The organism is Sphingomonas sp. Marseille-Q8236 (genome assembly GCF_965112005.1).
Window position 1 is genome coordinate 1792401 of record NZ_CBCOPO010000001.1, and the last position, 21269, is coordinate 1813669.

Annotated in this window: 23 protein-coding genes; 10 read left to right on the plus strand and 13 right to left on the minus strand. The window is 66.0% G+C overall.

What is annotated here, in order from left to right:
• Positions 1 to 78: 78 nt before the first annotated feature.
• Together ACWPWT_RS08490 and ubiA are read right to left on the minus strand one after the other, a co-directional pair.
• Positions 79 to 1389: an Nramp family divalent metal transporter gene (locus tag ACWPWT_RS08490; RefSeq protein ID WP_454279315.1), complete on the minus strand. Its 1311-nt coding sequence runs from the start codon at positions 1387 to 1389 to the stop codon at positions 79 to 81.
• A gap of 153 nt (positions 1390 to 1542) precedes the next feature.
• Positions 1543 to 2451 carry a 4-hydroxybenzoate octaprenyltransferase gene (ubiA, locus tag ACWPWT_RS08495; protein WP_454279316.1) on the minus strand — a complete coding sequence of 303 codons (909 nt, stop codon included), beginning with the start codon at positions 2449 to 2451 and terminating at the stop codon, positions 1543 to 1545.
• Positions 2452 to 2538: 87 nt separating this feature from the next.
• Here ubiA and ACWPWT_RS08500 point away from each other — a divergent pair, with 87 nt between their 5' ends.
• Positions 2539 to 2682, plus strand: a complete 144-nt coding sequence (locus ACWPWT_RS08500) for a hypothetical protein (protein WP_454279317.1) — start codon at positions 2539 to 2541, stop codon at positions 2680 to 2682.
• Positions 2683 to 2828: 146 nt separating this feature from the next.
• Here the strand turns inward: ACWPWT_RS08500 and ACWPWT_RS08505 are convergent, their stop codons facing one another.
• Together ACWPWT_RS08505 and ppk2 are read right to left on the minus strand one after the other, a co-directional pair.
• Positions 2829 to 3863, minus strand: a complete 1035-nt coding sequence (locus ACWPWT_RS08505; protein WP_454279318.1) for a glycosyltransferase family 2 protein — start codon at positions 3861 to 3863, stop codon at positions 2829 to 2831.
• A gap of 65 nt (positions 3864 to 3928) precedes the next feature.
• Complete coding sequence (gene ppk2 / locus ACWPWT_RS08510) at positions 3929 to 4684, minus strand: polyphosphate kinase 2 (protein WP_261269342.1); 756 nt, start codon at positions 4682 to 4684, stop codon at positions 3929 to 3931.
• Positions 4685 to 4761: 77 nt separating this feature from the next.
• On the opposite strand from ppk2, the gene ACWPWT_RS08515 reads away from it, so the two are divergent.
• On the plus strand, positions 4762 to 5505 hold the full coding sequence (locus ACWPWT_RS08515) for a 16S rRNA (uracil(1498)-N(3))-methyltransferase (RefSeq protein WP_454279319.1): 744 nt from the start codon (positions 4762 to 4764) through the stop codon (positions 5503 to 5505).
• Between the two features lie 45 nt (positions 5506 to 5550).
• Entirely contained in the window at positions 5551 to 6924 is a 1374-nt protein-coding gene (locus ACWPWT_RS08520; protein WP_454279320.1) for a glutamate--cysteine ligase, read from the plus strand.
• A gap of 61 nt (positions 6925 to 6985) precedes the next feature.
• Here ACWPWT_RS08520 and ACWPWT_RS08525 read toward each other — a convergent pair whose 3' ends face one another.
• Complete coding sequence (locus tag ACWPWT_RS08525) at positions 6986 to 8257, minus strand: methyltransferase family protein (protein WP_454279321.1); 1272 nt, start codon at positions 8255 to 8257, stop codon at positions 6986 to 6988.
• Between the two features lie 222 nt (positions 8258 to 8479).
• Positions 8480 to 8929 carry a hypothetical protein gene (locus ACWPWT_RS08530; RefSeq protein WP_454279322.1) on the minus strand — a complete coding sequence of 150 codons (450 nt, stop codon included), beginning with the start codon at positions 8927 to 8929 and terminating at the stop codon, positions 8480 to 8482.
• Between the two features lie 156 nt (positions 8930 to 9085).
• On the opposite strand from ACWPWT_RS08530, the gene ACWPWT_RS08535 reads away from it, so the two are divergent.
• Positions 9086 to 9298: a hypothetical protein gene (locus ACWPWT_RS08535; protein ID WP_454279323.1), complete on the plus strand. Its 213-nt coding sequence runs from the start codon at positions 9086 to 9088 to the stop codon at positions 9296 to 9298.
• A 32-nt stretch (positions 9299 to 9330) separates the two neighbouring features.
• On the opposite strand, the gene trmB is transcribed toward ACWPWT_RS08535, so the two are convergent.
• Positions 9331 to 10011 (minus strand): tRNA (guanosine(46)-N7)-methyltransferase TrmB, encoded by a 681-nt coding sequence (trmB, locus tag ACWPWT_RS08540; protein WP_454279324.1) that lies wholly within the window; start codon positions 10009 to 10011, stop codon positions 9331 to 9333.
• Positions 10012 to 10075: 64 nt separating this feature from the next.
• Here trmB and ACWPWT_RS08545 point away from each other — a divergent pair, with 64 nt between their 5' ends.
• On the plus strand, positions 10076 to 10885 hold the full coding sequence (locus ACWPWT_RS08545) for a formate/nitrite transporter family protein (protein ID WP_454279906.1): 810 nt from the start codon (positions 10076 to 10078) through the stop codon (positions 10883 to 10885).
• 48 nt (positions 10886 to 10933) lie between these two features.
• Here the strand turns inward: ACWPWT_RS08545 and metK are convergent, their stop codons facing one another.
• Entirely contained in the window at positions 10934 to 12133 is a 1200-nt protein-coding gene (gene metK / locus ACWPWT_RS08550; RefSeq protein WP_261269335.1) for a methionine adenosyltransferase, read from the minus strand.
• A gap of 41 nt (positions 12134 to 12174) precedes the next feature.
• A complete protein-coding gene (gene lnt / locus ACWPWT_RS08555) occupies positions 12175 to 13713 on the minus strand; it encodes an apolipoprotein N-acyltransferase (protein WP_454279325.1) in 1539 nt (512 codons plus the stop codon).
• 118 nt (positions 13714 to 13831) lie between these two features.
• Between lnt and ACWPWT_RS08560 the strand changes: the two genes are divergently transcribed.
• The 3 genes from ACWPWT_RS08560 to ACWPWT_RS08570 are packed head-to-tail and all read left to right on the plus strand — an operon-like array spanning position 13832 to position 15232.
• On the plus strand, positions 13832 to 14263 hold the full coding sequence (locus ACWPWT_RS08560) for a VOC family protein (RefSeq protein WP_454279326.1): 432 nt from the start codon (positions 13832 to 13834) through the stop codon (positions 14261 to 14263).
• Positions 14260 to 14562 carry a polyhydroxyalkanoic acid system family protein gene (locus tag ACWPWT_RS08565; RefSeq protein ID WP_261269332.1) on the plus strand — a complete coding sequence of 101 codons (303 nt, stop codon included), beginning with the start codon at positions 14260 to 14262 and terminating at the stop codon, positions 14560 to 14562. Before ACWPWT_RS08560 ends, ACWPWT_RS08565 begins: the two co-directional genes overlap by 4 nt.
• Before the next feature lie 40 nt (positions 14563 to 14602).
• Positions 14603 to 15232: a LysE family translocator gene (locus tag ACWPWT_RS08570; RefSeq protein WP_454279327.1), complete on the plus strand. Its 630-nt coding sequence runs from the start codon at positions 14603 to 14605 to the stop codon at positions 15230 to 15232.
• 33 nt (positions 15233 to 15265) lie between these two features.
• On the opposite strand, the gene ACWPWT_RS08575 is transcribed toward ACWPWT_RS08570, so the two are convergent.
• Complete coding sequence (locus tag ACWPWT_RS08575) at positions 15266 to 16594, minus strand: PQQ-dependent sugar dehydrogenase (RefSeq protein WP_454279328.1); 1329 nt, start codon at positions 16592 to 16594, stop codon at positions 15266 to 15268.
• Between the two features lie 129 nt (positions 16595 to 16723).
• On the opposite strand from ACWPWT_RS08575, the gene ACWPWT_RS08580 reads away from it, so the two are divergent.
• Together ACWPWT_RS08580 and ACWPWT_RS08585 are read left to right on the plus strand one after the other, a co-directional pair.
• Positions 16724 to 17572 carry a hypothetical protein gene (locus ACWPWT_RS08580; protein ID WP_454279329.1) on the plus strand — a complete coding sequence of 283 codons (849 nt, stop codon included), beginning with the start codon at positions 16724 to 16726 and terminating at the stop codon, positions 17570 to 17572.
• A 366-nt stretch (positions 17573 to 17938) separates the two neighbouring features.
• Positions 17939 to 18187 (plus strand): hypothetical protein, encoded by a 249-nt coding sequence (locus tag ACWPWT_RS08585; RefSeq protein WP_454279330.1) that lies wholly within the window; start codon positions 17939 to 17941, stop codon positions 18185 to 18187.
• A gap of 195 nt (positions 18188 to 18382) precedes the next feature.
• On the opposite strand, the gene ACWPWT_RS08590 is transcribed toward ACWPWT_RS08585, so the two are convergent.
• From ACWPWT_RS08590 to ACWPWT_RS08600, 3 genes are all read right to left on the minus strand, one after another.
• Complete coding sequence (locus ACWPWT_RS08590) at positions 18383 to 19288, minus strand: hemolysin family protein (protein ID WP_454279331.1); 906 nt, start codon at positions 19286 to 19288, stop codon at positions 18383 to 18385.
• Positions 19289 to 19297: 9 nt separating this feature from the next.
• Complete coding sequence (gene ybeY / locus ACWPWT_RS08595; protein WP_454279332.1) at positions 19298 to 19813, minus strand: rRNA maturation RNase YbeY; 516 nt, start codon at positions 19811 to 19813, stop codon at positions 19298 to 19300.
• A gap of 93 nt (positions 19814 to 19906) precedes the next feature.
• Positions 19907 to 20905, minus strand: a complete 999-nt coding sequence (locus tag ACWPWT_RS08600; RefSeq protein ID WP_454279333.1) for a PhoH family protein — start codon at positions 20903 to 20905, stop codon at positions 19907 to 19909.
• Between the last annotated feature and the right edge of the window lie 364 nt (positions 20906 to 21269).

A 21269-nucleotide genomic window follows, 5' to 3' on the forward strand; every position in this document is an offset into this window, starting at 1 on the left:
CCTGTGGTCCGGTCATCGCCAGCTTAGCCGCGCAGAGGGTGAAGTCACGCGGCATTCCTTTGCAAAAGACGACGAGGATCAGCCGGTGGCGATGCCCCAGAGCAGGGTCAGGTTAAGCGCGATAATCACCGCCGCAATCACCCAGGACAGGAAACGGAGCCAAATCGGACTGGCAAAGGGCCCCATCATCCCCTTGTCTGCGGTGAAGCGGACCAGCGGCACTACCGCGAAGGGCAGTTGCAGGCTGAGGATCACCTGGCTGAGCACCAACAGCCCGGTCGCGCCCGCCTGTCCGCTGGCCCCCACCACCAGCACCGCCGGAACGATGGCCAGCCCCCGCGTGATCAGCCGCCGCAGCCAGGGCGCGAGCCGCAGGTCGAGGAAGCCCTCCATCACGATCTGCCCGGCGAGCGTCCCCGTGACGGTCGAATTCTGGCCCGAGGCGAGCAGGGCGACGCCGAACACCACGCTCGCCGCGCCCGCGCCCAGCATCGGGGCAAGCAACCGGTAGGCCTGGTCGATCTCCGCCACGTCGGTCCGCCCCGCGACGTGGAAGGTCGCAGCGGCGACGATCAGGATCGCGGCGTTGATGAAGAAGGCGAAGAAGAGCGCCACCGTGCTGTCGATCGTCGCCATCTTGATCGCATCGCGCTTGCCCTCGGTCGACAGACCAAAGGCGCGCGTCTGCACCACCGAGGAGTGGAGGTAGAGATTGTGCGGCATCACCGTCGCACCGAGGATGCCGATCGCGATATAGAGCATCGCCGGGTCGGTCACGATCCGGGTCGTGGGTACGAACCCCGCCAGCACAGACCCCGGATCGGGGCGCGAGGCGATCAGTTCGTAGAGGAAGCACCCGCCGATGATGAGGAGGAGCGCGATGATGAACGCCTCGACCTTGCGGAAGCCGTAACGCTGGAGCGCGAGGATCAGGAAGACGTCGAACCCGGTGATGAGGACGCCCCAGACCAGCGGCAGGTCGAACAGCAATTGCAGCGCGATGGCGGTCCCCAGCACCTCCGCCAGGTCGCAGGCGATGATCGCGATCTCGCAGAGCAGCCACAGGATCCGCGAGACCGGCTTGGAATAGGCCGCCCGGCACGCCTGGGCCAGATCCAGCCCGGCGGCGATACCCAGCCGCGCCGATAGCGCCTGCAGGATCATCGCCATGATGTTGGACAGCAGGATGACCGAGAGCAGCGCATAGCCATAGGCCGATCCGCCCGCAATGTCGGTCGCCCAGTTGCCGGGGTCCATATAGCCGACCGCGACCAGATAGCCCGGCCCCGCAAAGGCGAACAACCGCCGCAGGAAGGATGCCCCTTCCGGAATGGCGATCGAGCGATGGCTTTCGGCAAGCGAGCGGGTGGCGGGCGTGGCTACGGTCATCGACCTTGAGATGTGACGGAAATGCCCCAACGCGACAACCCGCCAAAGCGTTGCGCGAGATCAAGGCAAGGTCGTCATCCCGGCGAAGGCCGGGATCTGTGGCGATGATCGGATGTCCTCTCGAAAAGTCCCCAGCCTGCGCTGGGGCGACGGTCAGCCTGCGCTCCCCACCACCGCACAGGCCAGCGCCATCAACAGCCCGGCGAAGCGGTTCGACCGGAACCGGTGCAGCGCCCCGGCACCGTCATCGGGCGTCAGCGTCGCCACCTGCCACGCCAGATGCAGCGCCACCGGTGCCAGCGCCGCGATGGCCAGCACGTCCGGCCGAACCAGCCAGATCGCCGCCGCCCAGCAAAGGACAGCCACGAGGTAGAAGGCCCCGACCCCCGACTTCACATGAGCCCCCATGCGCAGCGCCGAGGATCGCACCCCGATCAGCGCATCGTCCTCGCGGTCCTGCAGCGCATAGATGGTGTCGTATCCGATCACCCAGGCGATCGATCCGGCGTAAAGCAGCCAGAGCGGCGCGGAGAGTTCGCCCGCCACCTCCGCCCAGCCGACCAGGGCGGCCCAACTGAACACCATGCCCAGCCAGGCCTGCGGCCACCAGGTGATCCGCTTCATGAAGGGATAGGCGGCGACCGGCGCGAGGCTGGCGACCGCGACGATCGCGGCGAGGGGGCGCAACTGCACCAGCACGACGAGTCCGATCAGGCATAGCGTACCCAGCCAGACCGCCGCCAGCTTGACCGACACCAGCCCCGACGGGATCGGTCGCGCACGGGTCCGCGCGACCCTGGCATCCAGATCGCGGTCGACAATATCGTTGAAGACGCAGCCCGCGCCGCGCATCGCGATCGAGCCGAGCAGGAACCACAGGATCAGCGGCCAGCGCTGCGGCAGTCCGCCGGCCAGCGCGATCGCCCAGACGCCCGGCCAGAAAAGCAGCCACCAGCCGATCGGCCGGTCGAATCGCGCCAGCAGCGCAAGCCCCCGCCACCGGGGCGGCAGTCGCCCGACCAACCCCTTATGCTCGCTATCGGGTACGATCTCGATGGTCATGGGCTTGCGCCTATGGAGGTCCCCCGTGGCGCGCAAGAGCGATCGCACCTATCTTCGGTCTGTGACCTCCCACTCCGTCTCCATCCCATGATCGGCCTGTCGGTCGCGGTCGGCCGTTTCGTCGAGGCGTTGTTCTGGGCCATTTTGCGCGTGGCGGGGATGGTCGGCGGTGTGGTTCTGGTCGCGGCGCTCGCGCTGGTCGTGGCATGGTGGCTGATCCGGCGGCGCTGACGCGCGATAGGTCCTGGAGGCGGCCTCGTTCGGCGCGGGGCGGCGTGGCTTGTCGGTCACGATGCTGGTGCATCGCTCCCTTCGCGCGCCTTGCCCCGGACCGAAATCACCTCCGCGCCGATGATCCAAGCTGATCGGAAGCCGCTCTAGACGGACAATGCCGCCAGTTGCGACCGGATGACGTTCAGATTGTGCTGCGCCAGATGGCTGCCCCGTCCGGCGACGCTTCCCTCCAGCTCGGGGCGCTCGCCGATCGCCAGACAACGCTCCAATGCTCCGTCGGCAAGTGGCAGCCAGTGATCGACCGCCCGCGCGGGATCGGCCACAGCGTGATCGAGCAAAAGGTCGCCCAGCACGAAGAAAAAGTCCGGCGACTGCGGCCAATAGGGGAATTCCGCATCGGCCAATGCCAGCGCGTCGTCCAGGCGGCCCGCCCTGGCCAACAATTGAATGGCGTTGATCACCAGCTCGTGTCGCCAATTGGCATCTCGTGCGGTCAACGCCACCGCGTGCAGATAATGATCGCACCCTGCCGCCACGTCGCCGCGCATCTGGGCGTCCTTGGCCAATTGATAGACCAGATACGGATCGTCGGGCCGCTCCTTCAGATCGACCAGCAGCAGGGCGTGGTTGCGATGGGTTTTGCGCGCGATCTGCGCCGCGTGAAAGCCGTCATGGCCGATATCCAGGCCGACCCGTGTGCGGGGCAGGGGGGATGCGACCTGTTCATGCACCCGTCCCTCATATCGGACCCCGCGTGGGATCACCCGCGTCACCCAGCTGCGCAAACTGGTGTCGGCTCCATCCATCTCGTGGTGCAGGCACGGGCATCCGAGCCGGTCCGGTGCCTGACACCAGGCGCGGAGCGATTCGCCGCCCGCGATGATCCACTCATCCGCGTCGAGCACTAGGTTCCAGTCGGCATCCGCCAACTCCAGCACATGGTTGCGCGCCGCCGCGAAGCTGTCGGGCCAGGGCAGGTGATAGACCTCCGCCCCCAGTCCCTGCGCGATGGCGACGGTGTCGTCGGTCGATCCGGTATCGAGCACCACCATCCGGTCGATCCAGGGCGCGACGCTGCGCAGGCACCGCGCGATGCAGCGCGCCTCGTCCCGGACGATCAAAGTGGCGGCGATCCGGGGGGCGGCCCGTTTCATGGCGATGCTTTCGATCCCGGCCATGGCCCGGTGCCATGACACGCCGACGCTATGGCCCGGACATGGTCAAGAAAGGCTGAACGTCGCCCCTATTTCGCCAGCCGTCCATCCTCCAGCGCCGCCAGCTCGAACGGAAAGAGCAGGTCGGGATCGGGCAGTTTGACGCCCGCCGCGATTTCCGGCGGCGCGATGCGGTGGAGGATGTGGCGGATGATCGCGATCCGCGCGTCCTTCTTGTCGTCGGCGCGGACGATATGCCACGGTGCATAGGGGGTATGCGTGCGCGTCAGCATCGTGTCGCGCGCCGCCGAATAATCGGCCCATTTGGCCTGCGCGACCTTGTCCATGTCGGAGACCTTGAGCGCCTTTAGCGGATCGGTGCGCCGCGCCTCCAGCCGCTTTTCCTGTTCGCCCTTGCCGATGTCGAGCCAGATCTTGACCAGCCGGATGCCGCTTTCGACCAGCATTCGCTCGAAATCGGGGGCGTCGCGCAGGAACGCCTCCTGCTCGGTCGCGGTGGAGAAGCCCATGACCACCTCGACGCCCGCCCGGTTATACCAGCTGCGGTTGAAGATCACGATCTCGCCCGCCGCGGGCAGATGGCCGGCATAGCGCTGGAAATACCATTGCGTCCGCTCGCGATCGGAGGGCTTGGGCAGCGCCACGACACGGGTGGCGCGGACCGAGAGATGCTCGGTGATGCGCTTGATCGTCCCGTCCTTGCCGGCCCCGTCGCGTCCTTCCAGCAGGATCACGACCCGTTCGTCCGATTCCGCCATCGCCATCTGCGTGCGGACCAGCGCCAGTTGCAGCGCCTCCAGCTCTTCCTGATAATGTTTGCCCATCATCCGTCCTTTCGGGAGGCAAAACACCCGAGACGGCAAAAGTGGCAAGCGCCCCGCAACCCGTGTAAGCGGAGCCCATGCCCGCTACCCCCGCCTGGCCGCCGCAATCCACGCCCCGTCTGTTCGTCGATCAGCCTTTGGCGGAGGGGGCGATCCGCATCGATGGCCCGGCGGCGCATTATCTGATCTCGGTGATGCGGACCAAGGTCGGCGATCCGGTCAAGCTGTTCGACGACCGTACCGGCGAATGGCTGGGCATCGCGGGCTCGGTGGGCAAGCGCGACCTGACGCTGGACGTGACCGAATGCCTGCGCGAGCGCGAGGCGGTGCCGGACCTGTGGCTTTGCGCCGCGCCGTTGAAGAAGGGCCGTGTCGACTGGCTGGCGGAAAAGGCATGCGAACTGGGCGTGGCGCGGCTGGTGCCGGTGGTTACGCGGCGCACCGTGGTGGACAAGCCCAATACCGATCGGCTTCGTGCCCATATGATCGAGGCGGCCGAGCAATGCGGGCGGACGGCCTTGCCGGAGGTGGCCGAGCCGGTGAAGCTGCCCGCGCTGCTGCGCGACTGGCCGCCCGAGCGCGCACTGTTCTTCGCGGACGAGAATGGCGGTGTGCCCGCTCTCGACGCGATGCGCGCGCATCAGGGGCCGGCGGCGATCCTGATCGGGCCGGAGGGTGGCTTCGACACCGAGGAGCGCGAGGCGATCCGGGCGCATGAACAGGCGGTCGGCATCGGCCTGGGCCCGCGTATCCTGCGCGCGGATACGGCAGCGGCGGCGGCGGTGTCGCTCTGGATGGCGGCTGCGGGCGACTGGCGTTGATTCACCCTATGGCGCGGACGCGCGCGCCCGCGTAAGGCGCGGTTCATGAGCACCAAGACCGCGAGCACCGCCAAGGGCGCCATCATCGAGTCGCGCGACCAACTGATCGCCAGCTTCGCGAAGGGGGAGAAGCCCCGCGACCGCTGGCGGATCGGGACCGAGCATGAGAAGTTCGTCTATGCGCGGGGCGATCATCACGCGCCCTCCTATGACGAGGCTTCGGGAATTCGCACGCTGCTCGGCGAGTTGGAGCAATATGGCTGGACGCCGGTGTTAGAGGGCGGCAACGTCATCGCGCTGAACGGAGCGGACGGCTCGATCAGCCTGGAGCCCGCCGGGCAGTTCGAGCTGTCGGGTGCACCGCTCGACAATCTGCACCAGACCTGTGCCGAGACGGGCCGTCACCTGCAACAGGTGAAGGCGGCGGGCGAGAAGCTGGGCCTGGGTTTCCTGGGGCTGGGCATGTGGCCGGACAAGACGCGTGCCGAACTGCCGATCATGCCCAAGGGCCGCTATGCGATCATGCTGCGGCACATGCCGCGCGTGGGCTCGCTGGGGCTCGACATGATGCTGCGGACCTCGACGATCCAGGTGAACCTGGATTATGCATCGGAAGCGGACATGGTGAAGAAATTCCGTGTCGGCCTGGCGCTGCAGCCGCTGGCGACTGCGCTGTTCGCCAACTCGCCCTTCACGGAAGGGAAGCCCAACGGCAAGCTGTCCTTCCGTAGCCATATCTGGTCGGACACCGACCCCGCGCGCACCGGCATGCTCCCCTTCGTGTTCGAGGACGGGTTCGGCTATGAGCGTTACGCCGACTATGCGCTCGATGTGCCGATGTACTTTGTCTACCGCGACGGCAAATATATTGATGCCGCCGGGTTGTCGTTCCGTGATTTCCTGAAGGGCGAATTGTCGGTCCTGCCGGGCGAATTGCCGACGATCGACGACTGGAACGACCATCTGTCGACCGCCTTTCCCGAGGTGCGGCTCAAGACCTTCCTGGAAATGCGCGGCGCCGATGGTGGCCCGTGGAACCGCATCTGCGCGCTGCCCGCGCTCTGGGTCGGGTTGCTCTATGACGACGCGGCGCTGGATGCCGCCTGGGATCTGGTCAAGGGCTGGTCGCTGGACGAGCGGCAGGCGCTGCGCGATGCGGTGCCCGAACTGGCGCTCGACGCCCCGCTGCCGGGCGGCGGACGCCTGCGCGACATTGCGGGGGAAGTTCTCGACATCGCCCATGCGGGCCTGGCGGCGCGGGCGCGGCTGAACGGGGCCGGGGATAACGAGACCGGCTTCCTCGATCCGCTGCGCGAGATCGTGCGGTCGGGCAAGGTGCCGGCCCAGGTGCTGCTCGACCATTATCATGGCGAATGGGGTGGGGATATTTCGCGAGTCTATGACGAGGCCAGCTTCTGACGAAGTGCGGGGGCGTGGCCTTCGACTGATGCGCTAAGCGCCGAAGTCGAAGGCCAAAGGCTTACCCCCGCCCCGATACCCACCGAAAAAACCGCGGCACCAATCCGTAGCGCGCCATCCAGTCCGAATAGTCCCGATAGGCCGGATCAGCGGACAAATGCCGCTCCTCCGTCTTCGCACGCCAATAATAGACCCCGTTGACCACCCCGAGCAGCAAGCTGCTGCGGCCCGCATCCATCCAGCTGCCCGTCGACAGGATCGGAATGGTCGCGATCCACCAGAAGATATTCTTCGACAGATAGGCGGGATGCCGCGACACCGCATAAGGCCCGTGGGTCAGGATGCCCCGGTGCGTCAGGTTGGAAAAGCGTATCCCGAACGCCACCGTCGACCAGGCATAGATGGCGGTCAACGCGACCAGCATCGTCCCGATCGCCGAAAGGATGATCGGATGTCCCGCGAACCAATAGCTCCATTCGGCAGTCCCCGGTCGATAGTTGAGCGGGCCGCCATCGCCCATCAGAATCGTCGGTGGGTAACAGATCAGCGCCGCCGCCCACGCCGCCGCATAAGGATTGGCCGACCGGATATGCGCATCGAGCGGTCGCATCGTCAGCATATAGCCGACCGTCGCGAACGCCACGTCGATCAGGAACATCAGCGTGATCAGCCAATTTGCCAAAGCCACTGGATCGTGCAGCACGGTGCCGAGGTCGCCGCGCACGAACATCCCGAACCCACCGGGCACCACCCCCAGCATGAAGGGGAGAAAGAAGGCCTTCACCCCCCAGGCACGCAAATGCGCCCAGATCGCCTCGCGCTCGACACCGGGCTGTCCGGTCAACCACGCGCCCAGCATCCATGCGCCATCCCTGGGCTCGACCAGCCGCCGGTCGAGCCACAGCACATAGGGAATGGACAGCAGGAACAGGGCCGGCGCCGCCCAGGCCAGGCAACTCATCGCGAACAGAAAAATGCCCTGCCAATAGAAGCGCCCCGTGGCGTAGATCAGCGCGATCAATCCGAAGGTCGCCCACAGCCCGGCCAGCTTGGTCAGGCTGATGTCCAGCGTCTCGCGGGCAGGGCGTGGATGGGCCCAGTCGATCCCCGTCGTGGGCGATCGATGGACCCGGTCGATCAGGATCGACCAGAGCAGCATCGGCACCCCCGCGCACACCAGGTGGACGAGGGCGGCATAAGGCCCGTCCAGATGGCGCCACCGGGCAAAGCCGATCCAGGCGACCGACCCGACCAGCCCCGCCAGCCCGACGCCCGCACTGACGGCGGAGGCGGGACGCGACGGGCGCACGGAAGGGGGCGGAATATCGGCCATCGAATAGGGGGCTTAGCGCAATTCGGTAAGCAAGGCGTTAGGCCGGGTGCCTCTTAGTGCAAAGATCGTTGCCCCCACACAATCCGGGTGAAGGCGGAAATCCAGTCGGGCAAGCTTCGGTAATAGCTCCACGGCGCTCTGGCTGAATCCTGACCTTCGATGGGGTGCGTAACGGGATCGGAACGCCGATCTCCGCGACCATTCTCGCGCGGGGGACGGAGCCTATGCCTCCGATGCCAATATGTCCTGAATCGCGTCTTCGGTAATGCCGAACGCTCCGGCCAGTCCGGATAGCGATGCGCCGCGCTTGGCAAGTTCGCGAATCCGCCCCTCATCGACCACCGTGGCATAGCCGCGCGTATCGCGCTGTTCGCGAACCACATCCTTGCGGCCGGAGGTGCGATGGCGCTTGGCGGCAACGGCATGCGGGTCTTTCGCGGCGGCGACCATTTCGGCTTCGCGCCGTGCCGTACGATCGGCCTCGCGTGCTGCCGTCTCGCGCTCGCGAAAGGCGGCCCGCGCCTCGATCCGCGCCGTCATTGCCGACGCCCGATCCCCGGCTCTTGCTTCGCGAGCCCGCGCCCGCGCGGCGGCGCGATCCTCCAGACTGTCGTTCGTACGGATGCGCAAACCGCCCTTGGGCGGGGTCACGCCCCAGCTGTCATCCACCATTCTTACCGCTCTCCGGATCGTCGCGCCGTCTATAGCCGCATGGCCTTTGCCGGCCAGGGGCGATCGGGTCCAGCGTCTCATCCCGACATATTCCGCTTGGCAACCTGTCCGCGATCCGCTTGTTATTGATGCAGAATAATAGAAGGGAGGAAAGCGATGGACCCGATGCTAGACCCCGACCTGATCGAGTTCATGGACGACGAGACCCTGCTGGCCGCATTCCAAATGGTCAGCACCGCGCCCGACAATGGCGATCGCACCGCGATCCTGGACGAATTGACCCGGCGTGACCTGACCCCCGTGCCGGTCACACCCGATCTCGTTGCGACAAACCGCACGGACCAGCGATGCATGACGGTCCGGCTATAGACGACCTCGCCACCGCCAGTGGGGATCGTGGATCACTGCCGGATATACCGGAAATACCACACCTCATGCCCCTGGCGCCGCGCCTTGCGTTCGTATCGGGTCTCGGGCCAGTCGGCGGGGCGGGTCAGGAAATCGCGGGGGCTTTTCGCCTGCCATTCGAAATCGGCCCTCGCGTTCATGATCATCATCGACCAGTGACAATAGGTCGGGTCGTCGGTGCCCAGCCGGAACTCGCCGCCGCTCTTGAGCTTGCGGGCAATGGTGTCGAGCGGGCCGTGGTTCATCATCCGCCGCTTCGCATGGCGCGCCTTGGGCCAGGGATCGGGATGGAGCAAGTATACGCGGTCGAGGCTGGCATCGGGCAGTCGCTCGATCACCTCCAGCGCGTCGCCCATGTGCAGGCGGACATTGGACAGGTCGCGGTCGCGGATATGGCCCAGCGCGCCGACCACACCGTTCAGGAACGGCTCGCAGCCGATAAAGCCGGTGCCGGGTGTCGCCTCGGCCTGACCCGCCAGATGCTCGCCCGCGCCGAAGCCGATCTCGACCTGTAGCGGTCGATCGTCCCCGAACAGCCGCATCGCATCGAGCGGGCCGTCCTCGGGCACGCTGAGGGTGGGCAGCATGTCCTCGACCAGCGCGGCCTGACCTTGGCGCAGCTTATGGCCCTGTCGCCGGCCATAGAGGCGGCGGATCGTCGTCGGATCGTTCATCGCGCGCCCTTAGCGCGGGGAGGGGGCGGGAGCCAAGACCGTGCGCGCGCGTTGCTGGCTGGGAATGGATCAGGATGACAGCAAAGCCGAGGGCAAGGCGCAGAAAGCCGCCGATGCCAAGGATCTCCACCGTGCGGTGCGCGAGGCGGGGGAGAGCGAACTCGATCGCCCCGCGGGCGCACTGTTCTGGTCGGGGCTGGCAGCGGGCGTCGCGATCCACAGTTCGCTGATCGCGGAGGGCGCGCTGCATGCCGGATTGCCCGAGGCACCGTGGCGCGAATTGGTGGCGTCGCTCGGCTATCCTGTCGGCTTTCTGGTGGTGATCCTGGGCCGGATGCAATTGTTCACTGAAAGTACCATCACTGCGATGCTGCCGCTGGTGACCAGGCCATCGGGCTGGGCGTTGCAGCGGACGCTGCGGTTATGGGGGATCGTGCTCTTCGCCAATCTGATCGGCACCGCGCTCGCCGCCGGGATGGTGGCGGGCGGGGCATTGGGAAATCCGGAGATTCGCGAGGCGATGATCGCGGTGTCGGCGGGCGTTCTGGACCTGAACGGGTGGCAGACGTTCATCAACGCCATCCCCGCCGGTTTCCTGATCGCGGTGGTTGCCTGGATCCTGCCCAATGGCCGGAACCAGGCCTTCTGGATCATTCTGGCGATCACCTATGTCATTGCCATCGCCGGGTTCAGCCATTCGATCGTCGGCGCGGACGAGACCTTCCTGCTGCTGTTCATCGGGAAGATCACGATCGAACAGGCCGTGTTCGGGCTGATGCTCCCGGCAATCCTCGGCAATCTGGTCGGCGGAGCGGGGCTGTTCACGCTGCTGGCGCATGGCCAGGTGCAGGGCGAGACGCCGGACCAGCCATGAAAAAGGGGAGCCGAAGCTCCCCTTTCGCGTCATTCCTTGGTGATCGGATCAGGCGACGGCGCCCTTGATCCGGTCGACCAGATCGGTCTTTTCCCAGGTGAACAGCGCGCCTTCGGCTTCGCGGCCGAAATGACCATAGGCCGCGGTCTTGGAATAGATCGGCGCATTGAGCTTCAGGTGCTCGCGAATGCCCTTGGGCGTCAGGCGGACCAGCTTGGGAAGCGCGGCTTCCAGCTTGGCTTCCTCGACGGTGCCGGTGCCGTGCAGGTCGACATAGACCGACAGCGGCTCGGCGACGCCGATCGCGTAGGACAGCTGGATGGTGCAGCGCTTGGCCAGGCCCGCCGCGACGACGTTCTTGGCGAGATAGCGCGCGACATAGGCGGCCGAGCGGTCGACCTTGGTCGGGTCCTTGCCGCTGAACGCGCCGCCGCCATGCGGAGCCGCGCCGCCATAGGTGTCGACGATGATCTTGCGGCCGGTCAGGCCGGCGTCACCGTCCGGGCCGCCGATTTCGAACAGGCCGGTCGGGTTGACGTAGATCTGCTTGTCGTCGGGCAGCCAGCCTTCGGGCAGGATTTCGGTCAGGACCGACTTCACATAGTCGCGAAGCTTGGCCTGGCCCGCCTCGTTCGACAGCTCGGCCGAATGCTGGGTCGACACGACGATCGCGGTCGCGCGGACCGGCACGCCGTTTTCATACTGCAGCGTCACCTGGCTCTTGGCGTCGGGCTCCAGGAAGGGGGCCGCGCCCGAGTGGCGGTCGGCCGCCATCTTTTCCAGGATCTTGTGGCTGTAATAGAGGGTGGCAGGCATCAGGCCCGGGGTCTCGTCGGTCGCGTAACCGAACATGATGCCCTGGTCGCCGGCGCCTTCGTCCTTGTTGCCGCTCTCGTCCACGCCCATCGCGATGTGTGCCGACTGGGCGTGCAGATTGTTCGAAAAGTCGAAATTCTCCCAGTGGAAGCCCGACTGCTCATAGCCGATCCGCTTGACGGTATCGCGAACGGTCTGCTCGATCTCTTCCAGTGCGCCCTCGGCCCACTGGTCGTTCTCGAACACGCCCTTGCAGCGGATTTCGCCCGCCAGCACGACCTTGTTGGTGGTGGTCAGCGTCTCGCACGCGATGCGCGCTTCGGAGTCCTTGGACAGGAACAGGTCGACGATCGCGTCGCTGATCTGGTCGGCGACCTTGTCGGGGTGACCTTCGGAAACCGATTCCGAGGTGAAGATGTACGAGTTCCGCATTCCCGTCCTCATAACGATATAAAGATAGCTTTATATGTCCTCTAGCGAGCGCGGCGGCGAATGGCAACGCCGATCGCTGCCAGACCCATGGCGATGGCCAGCGCCAGCATGTTGCCGATCCGCGAGAAGAGCGTCGGCGGCAACGCGGCGGGCAGGGGGGCCTCGGCTGCGCCCGCCGTTTCGTGGGGCACGGTCGCGATCAGGCGGCCATCGGCGGCGATGATGGCGGAGATGCCGGTGGGCGTCGCGCGGATGATCGGCAATCCTTCCTCGATCGCGCGCATCCGCGCCTGCGCCAGATGCTGGGGCGGGCCCCAGCGGCCGAACCAGGCGTCGTTGGAGGGATTGAAGAGCAGGCGCGGGCGATGCGCCTCATCGACCACCTGGCCGGAAAAGATGATCTCGTAGCAGAGCTGCACCCCGACCGGGCCGAAGCCCGCGACGCGCAAGTTGCGCGGGCCGGGGCCGGGGGTGAAATCCATATCGCCGGGAACGAGTCGCGCCAGGCCGAGCGGCTTGAGCAGCCAGGGCATGGGCAGATACTCGCCATAGGGAACCAGATGCGCCTTGTCGTACCGACCGGTGATCCGCGCAGTTGGCGAGATTGCAAAGACGCTGTTGGTCGCACTCGTCACGCGCGCGCGATCTGGCGAGAAATAAAGCGCGGTGCCGCCGACCAGCGCGGTGTCGCGCGGCCCCAGGACGCGTGCGATCTGGCGGCGGGTCCAGAAGGGCGGGGCATAGTTGAACCCGAAATAGGCCCATTCGGGATAGCCGTCCTCGATCATGTCGCGGACCACGCCTTCGGGCCAGACGACCAGCCGGGGGCGGGGGCCGGGACGCCCCGACAATTGCACCAGCCGTTCGAGGAGCAGCGGCCCGTCGCTCTGCCCGCGCTGATCCTGGCTGATATTGGGCTGTACGACGCGGACCAAGGGCGCATCCGGGCTCGGCTCGGGTGCGCGGGTCAGGGGGGCGGAGAGGGCGGCGAGCCCGGTCGCGGGGACCATGATTGCGGCGAGATGCCAGCGCCGCCGAAGCGCCAGCCAGATCGCCCCCGCCAGCACCACGGTCAGCCCCGACAGCGCATAGGTGCCGACAAAGGCGCTCATCCGCGCCACGCCGATGACGGGCAGCCACGCCACCCCCAATGGATCCCAGGCATAGCCGGTGAACAGCCGCGCGCGGAGATATTCGGTCGCGATCCAGGCGGCTCCGAAGATCAGGACGTACGGCGTATCCGGCCGCTTCCCCCGCAACCGCCATGCAACGCCCGCCGCCGCCATCGGGAAGACCGCGAGATAGAGCGCCAATCCCACCGCCGCGAAATAGCCCAGCACCGGCGGCATCTTGTCCTGAAAGTCGAAGGCGTGCTGGAACCAGTTGTTGTTGACCGTGAAATGCCCGACCCCGAACACCCATCCGCGCCATAGCGCCGAACGGATGTTGCGCGCGTCATGGACGAGAGCCAGCAGCAGGATCAGCCCGGCGACGAGCAGCGGCCAGAGGTCGAGCGGCGCAAAGCCGCAGGCGGCAACGGCCCCGGCGATCAGGGCGACAAGAGCGGGATAGCGGGTCACGGCGACAGGCTATGGCAAGCCACTGTGACAGGGGCAATGCGGGATCGCAGCTATTCCTCTCCTGCAAGGCGAGGAAGTTTGGGTGGAAAAACCTGCCCCACCACCCTAGCTTCCCCTCATGACCCTTCGCCCTTTCCACCTCGCTTTCCCGGTCCACGATCTGGCCGCCGCCCGCCATTTCTATGGTGAGGTCATGGGCTGCCCCGAAGGCCGGTCGAGCGACCACTGGATCGACTTCGACCTGTTCGGGCATCAGATCGTCGCCCATCTCGACCCCGGCGCCAAGCCGGTTGCGGTCGAGAATGCGGTGGACGGCCATCAGGTGCCGGTGCCGCACTTCGGCGTCGTGCTGACCATGCCCGACTGGGATGCGCTGGCCGCGCGCGTGGAAGCGGCGGGCGTGCCCTTCGGCATCGCGCCCTATGTCCGCTTCAAGGGGCTGCCGGGCGAGCAGGCGACGATGTTCTTTCGCGACCCCAGCGGCAATGCGCTGGAGTTCAAGGCCTTTGCCGACGACGCGATGCTTTTTGCCACGGAGATGACCGCATGAGCGCCCCCATTTCGCTCGATATCCCGCACAAGCTCGGCAAGGCGGCGGTACGCGAACGCCTGGACGGCGGGATCGGCAAGATCGGCAAGCTGATCCCCGGCGGCGCGACGGTGGAGCATCGTTGGGACGGCGACACGATGCACTTCACCGTCGGCGCGATGGGCCAGTCGATCGGTGCGGAGGCGACCATATTTGATGACAAAGTCCATGCTGTGGTAAATCTGCCAGGGTTTCTGGCGCTCTTTTCCAGCCAGCTGGAGGCGGTGATCCGCGCGGAGGCGCCGAAACTCTTGAAGTGACGGGGGATTCGTCCTCCCGTCGATTCGATAAGGGGGGAATATGGCACTTCACACATGGTGGCTCTTCGTCGGGGCGGTGTTTCTGGCGTCGGGGACGCCCGGTCCCAATATGCTGCACGTCATGACCCGGTCGGTCGATATGGGGTTCCGGCGCAGTATGGCCGCCATGGCCGGATGCCTGAGTGCGGTGGTGATCGTCCTTGCCGCGTCCGCCGCCGGTCTGACGACATTGCTGCTGGCGCTACCCGGCGCGTTCGAGGTGATCCGCTATGCGGGCGTTGCCTATCTGCTGTTCCTGGGGGTGAAGGCTTGGCGGGCGGATGTCGCGCCGGTCGATGTCGGTGACGGATCGATCGCGCCCGGCCTCTCGCACCTCGCCGTCCTTCGTGGCGGTTTCCTGATCGGGATCAGCAATCCCAAGCTGATCCTGTTCGCGGTCGCTTTCCTGCCGCAGTTCGTCAATCCCGCCAAAGCCCAGATGCCGCAATTCGCGATCCTGGTCGGCACCTTCGCGGTGATCGAGGCCTTTTGGTACGCCGTCTATGCGCTCGGCGGTCATTCGCTGTCGCGCTATCTGAACAAGCCGGCGGTGAAGCGGGCGTTCAACCGCATGACGGGCGCGATCTTCGTGGGTTTCGGTCTGGCTCTTCTGAAGGTCAAGCCGGCCTGACCCGGTGAAGAGGGGGGCAGGGCCGCCCCCCAATTACCGTGCCGCGCTGACCTTCCACACGACATTGCCGACATCGTCCGCGACCAGCAGGCCGCCGGTCTTGTCGACGATCACGCCGACCGGCCGGCCCTGCGCCTCGCCCTTGGCGTTGAGAAAGCCGCCGACCACCTCGACCGGCTTGGCATTGGCCACGGGGAAGTTGTTCGCACCGAACGGCACGAATACCACCTTGTAGCCCGAGGCAGGCTTGCGGTTCCACGAGCCATGCTCGCCGATGAACGCACCCTTGGCGAACCGGTCGCCCAGCCTGGCGCCCTTCGAGAAGGTCAGGCCCAGCGCCGCGACATGCGGTCCCAGCGCATAATCGGGGCGCTTCACATATTGCTGAAGCGGGGGATTGGAAGGCTCGACCCGCGTGTCGGGATAGCCGCCCCAATAGTACCAGGGCCAGCCGAAGTGATCGCCGAACTCCACCTGGGTCAGATAGTCGGGCGCCAGATCGGAGCCGAGCATGTCCCGCTCGTTGACGACGGTCCACAAGCGGTCGTTGCCGGGATTGATCGCCATGCCGGTCGGGTTGCGGAGACCCGCCGCATAGATGCGCCAATTCTTGTCCTTGGGCCAGACCTGCAGGATGGCGGCGCGGTATTTCTCCGCGTCCATGCCGTTCTCGGCGACATTGCTCGATGAGCCGACCGAGACGAACAGCGTCCGCCCATCGCCCGATGCGATGACGTTGCGCGCCCAGTGATTGCCCGCCGGATTGAGCGGTACGACCTTCTCGGGCTTCACGGAAATCTTCGTCTCGCCGTCGCGATAGGGGACACGGACCAGAGCATCGGTATCGGCGACGTATAGTTGCCCGTCGAACAACACCATGCCGAACGGCGAATTGAGCCCGGTCATGAACGGGGTCTTCAGATCCGCGACCCCGTCGCCATTGGTGTCGCGCAGCAGCGTGATCCGGTTGGCCGACGGCACCGCCGCGCCCGCCCGACCGAGGAAGAAGTTCATCACCCGTTGCACGATCCCGGCATTGGGGCGGGGCGGCGAGTTGGTCTCGGCCACCAGCACATCGCCATTGGGCAGCTCGTACAGCCAGCGCGGATGATCGAGCCCGGTGGCGAAGGACCGGATGGTCAGCCCCTGCGCCACCGTCGGCTTCGCCCCGTTCGCCCAGCCCACCGGCTTGGCGATGTTGACGGTCGGGATGACCTGCTCACGCGGAGCCTGGATCGTCGGCTGGCGGCCCGCGACCTGATCGACGCTCAACCGCGCGGTATCGGGCCAGGCGAGCCAGGCGAAGACGGCCACGCCGACCAGGATGAAGATGCCGAGCAGGATCAGGACATGTTTGCGCATGGGGCGAAACTAGGCGGATCGCGGCGACGGGGGAAGGGGGGGCTGCCCAAATCCCGCTCTGGCACCGAAACGATATTTCCGTCATTCTACGACGTGCGTTGGGAAGGCTTGGGAGGGCATGACATGCGCATGAGGAAGACGGCGGGCCGATGGGGCTGGCGGATCGCGATCATCTCGTTGGTGGCGTCGACAAATCCGGCAGAGGCACAGGATCGTGACACGTCCAAGGGATCGCTGGGACGGGATGTCGTCGTCCAGGGCGATAGGCTGCCGAGCATCAAGGCACCGCCGCCGCCGGGTATCACGGTGGAGAGCGACCGGATCGTCAACCGCACGCTTGATGAAAAGGCGCAGATGTTCATCCGCTGTGCCCCTTTCTTCCCGCCAAAAATCCTGCGCCGAGCGATAGACGGCCCGCTCAACAGGCCGACGACTCTGTTGGCCATGGACAGCTTCATTCGGGCCAATCAGGCCTGCTGGCCCGACATGCCGTCACCGCCCTTGCCGCCACCACCCAGTCTGGCGAGCTGCTGGCAGGTCTATACCGTCACGGGCCTGCCCGTGTGCCGCAGCAATTATGACCGGGGCGCGCTGTTGGAGGCAGCCATTGCGCGATTCGCACCCGACGCGGCCCTGACCGCGCCGGAGGTCGATGATCCGGCGGCGATCGCCCGTATGGAGGCACGCGAGAAGGCGCGGTTGCTCTTTGCTTATTCCGACGAGAAAATCCGGGCGCAGGCCACGCAATGTCTGGTTCGTGCGGAGCCGGACGAAACCACGCGGATGGTCCATGCACACGGCGATGCGGCGCTACAGACCCAATATGTCTATCGCATCCTCGACCGGGCCAAACATTGCCTGGGCAATCCCGAGCGGATCAATGTCGAGCCGCTCTATTTTCGTTATGCGCTGACGGACGCCTTTTATCGCTGGGTCGTGGCGGTGCGCGGCGTGGATTCTCTGCTTCCCGCCGCCTGAATATGGCGGCCGCCGGTGCCACAGGGGAGCGCACCGGCGGCCTTCAATGGCGCGAATGTCAGGGAGTTTATTCGCGCCATCGATACGGGAAACTGGCAATTCTGTAGGCGAGGAACACTCCGGAAAGCTTCGCGATGCTCCGGGGCGGCTTCCATGCCCTGCGTTCGCCGATATCGTGCCTCGTTGTGCCGCGCTAATGCATTAGGATGGCCAGTGTGATCGATTGCGTGATTTGGCACAGGCGCGATAGTGTCGAAACGGAGCCATCCCTCATTGCTGGTGCCTGCTTCGCTGGCGCATCCTGCGTCTCGCCTATTCGGGTCAGGAAGGAGACATGGCACGAGGAAGCTACCGACATTCATTCCCGTGTTCGGAACGATCGCCGTCCTTGGTGTGCTGACGGCGCCGCAGCCCGCCCAGGCGATGCCGACCTGCGAGCAGGAAATCCGAATCCGCTGCTCTGGCTATGACGTGCAGGGCCGTCCTCGGCTCGATACGCGGCATTCCAGCTATGAGGAATGCGTCCAGGAAGAGACGGCATTACGTTGCGCCGGTTCGGGCTATACCGGATTTTCCGGGATGACGGCCTTTCGGCGCGAGGGTTCGGGCGACTGATCCAAACTCGCTGGAGGTGGTCCGCATAAGGCCAGCCACCTCCACCCCTATCGGGCAATCGTCGGATCGGCACACCATCGCCGACCGTCCCCCGCTTCATCATTGCGAGCAGTCGGGCGGCGGGGGCCTATGTGAGGCAGCCTCCTGGTTCACCGCCGCATAGGCGCGGACGACGTCATCCCGCCTGAGTTCCGGTCACTCGACTTCCGCCGCCATCGCCGGATGCAGCCTCAGCCGGTGAATGCGGCGCTCGTCCGCCTCGGTCACCTCGATCCGCCAGCCGCTGGGATGGTCGATGCAGGTGCCGACCTCGGGCACCTGGCCCGCCAGTACGGCGGTCAGGCCGCCCAGCGTGTCGACATCGTCCTCCGCCTCTTCCAGCGCCGGATCGACCGCGCGGCCGACTTCCTCCAGGCTGACGCGCGCATCGGCGTCCCAGGCACCGCCGTCGAGCGGTACGAGCAGCGCCTGCGGCGCGTCGTCATGCTCGTCCTCGATCTCTCCGACGATCTCCTCGATCAGATCCTCGATCGTGACCAAGCCCTCGGTCCCGGAATATTCGTCGAGTACCACCGCCAGATGGACCCGCTTCTGCCGCATATCGGCCAGCAGATCGAGCGCACCGCGCGACATGGGCACATAGAGCGGATCGCGGATCAGCCCGTCGATGCTCGCAGGATGCTCGGCACCGGTCGCCAGGATGTTGAACACATCCTTGATGTGAACCATGCCGATGATCTGGTCGAGCGTCTCGCGATAGACGGGCAGGCGGCTATGCCCCGCCTCGGCGAAGATCTGGACAAGGTGGTCGAAGGTCGTCCGCTCCTCGATCGCGGTGATGTCGGCGCGGGGGACGCCCACATCGCCGGCATCGCGCTCACCGAAATGGAGCAGGTTGCGCACCATCTGCCGTTCCAGCGGGGTCAGATCGCCCTTGGCATCGGGGCCGGGATCGCCTTCATGCCGGTCGATCGCATCTTCCAACTGGTCGCGCAGCGATTCTTCCTGATCGCCGCCGAAAATCAGGGTCTTGAGACCCTGCCAGATACTGTTCTCGTTGGAGTCACCGTTGCCGGTGCTGCTACTGGGGCCGTCGGCCATCGGGGGGTGTCAGTCCTCGCGCACTAGATAGGGGTCGTCGATGCCGAGGCTGGACAGCGCGTCGCGTTCGATCGCCTCCATCGCCTCTGCATCGTCATCGTTCATATGGTCATAGCCTAGCAGATGCAGCACGCCATGCACCAGAAGATGAGTCGCATGCGTTTCGGGTGAAATGCCACGCTCCTCGGCTTCCGCAACGCAGACGCCGTACGCCAGCACGATGTCGCCCAGCAGCACCTCGCCATCGTCCGAATTCTGCGTAACCGTCTCGATCAGGTCGGGCTGGACCATCGGAAAGGACAGGACGTTGGTCGGCTTGTCCTTTTGCCGATACTGGCGATTCAGCGAATGGACCTCGTCATCGCTGGTCAGCCGGACCGAAATCTCGATGATCGCGGGCGTGGTCAGCAGGGGGCCGTGCGGAGTCCGCTCGATCGCGGCGCGGGCGGCGCGGGTGGCGAGTGCGGTCCACTGGTCTTCGTCGCCGGACCAAGGCTCTTCATGGATCAGCGCAATCTCGATCATCGGGGCCTTTCGGGGCGGCGGGGGCGGTCGGACGGTAAATCGCCGCCCCCTATCAACAGTTCCGGCGTTACGCCAACGAAAGGAACGAGGCCGTTAGGCATTCGGCCCTTCATAGGCATCGACGATCCGCCCGACGATGGGATGGCGCACCACGTCGGCGGCGGTGAAGCGGCTCATGGCGATCCCCTCCACGCCCTCCAGGCGCCGCACCGCATCCGCCAGCCCCGAGGCCGCGACGCCGCCGGGCAAGTCGACCTGATTGGGATCGCCGCAGATCACCATCCGGCTGTTCTGGCCGAAGCGGGTCAGAAACATCTTCATCTGCGCAGGAGTGGTGTTCTGCGCCTCGTCGAGGATGACGAAGGCATCGGCCAGCGTCCGGCCGCGCATGAAGGCGATGGGCGCGATCTCGATCTCGCCGCTGGCGATCCGCCGCTCCACCTGCTCGGCGGGCAGGCAGTCGTAGAGCGCGTCGTAGAGCGGACGGAGATAGGGATCGACCTTCTCCTTCATGTCGCCGGGCAGGAAGCCCAGCCGCTCGCCCGCCTCGACCGCCGGGCGCGACAGGATCAGCCGCTGGACGGAGCCGGTGATGAGCTGCGCCACCGCCTGCGCGACCGCGACATAGGTCTTGCCGGTGCCCGCCGGGCCGAGCGCGAAGATCATGTCGTGGGACACGAGCTGCTTCATATAATGCGCCTGGGCGGGCGTGCGCGGGACGATCGTCTTCTTGCGCGTGCGGATCATGATCGGCGGGGCGGACGTCCGCTCGGCGCTGAGGATGCCGTCGAGCGTCGGCTCGGACGCCATCGCGATCGAGGCGTCGACCAGGCCGGTGTCCACCTCTTCGCCGCGCTGGATACGGGCATAAAGGTCGTTCAGCACGTCGCGGGCCAAGCCGACCTGCTCGGCGGTCCCCTCCAGCCCGACGCGGTTGCCGCGCGCGGTGATGTAGACGCCCAATCGATTTTCCAATGCGACCAGATTGCGGTCATATTGGCCGAACAGCTGCGCCAGCACTTGCGGCTTGTCGAAGCTGAGTTCCGCCCGGCTACGTTCACCGGCCTGGGCGGGGAGGGGCTTGCGGCTCATGCGGTCCTTTCACCGTCTGTTGTCCTACCAAGATGGGATGGCGGGGCACGGAACGCCAGCGAAATTGCATGACATAGGTGTGACGGCGGGACGGTTTTTCGCGCGCAAAGGCGCGGAGGACACAGAGAAGAAGGGCGCTCCCTCGCGATCGGCAGACCCTCTTCTTCCTCCGCGCTCTCTGCGCCTCTGCGCGATCAGGAAGATTTGGTTCGCGCGGAGACGCGGAGGCGCGGAGAGTGCGCATCCAGCCGCGATCTCGGCCTGTTAGCCATTCGCCGTGGAAAAGGTCTTCCGGTCGCGAGGGCAGAGTGAAGCATCAGCGGGCGAGACATCTCCGCGCCTCCGCGCGAACAATCATCTTGGG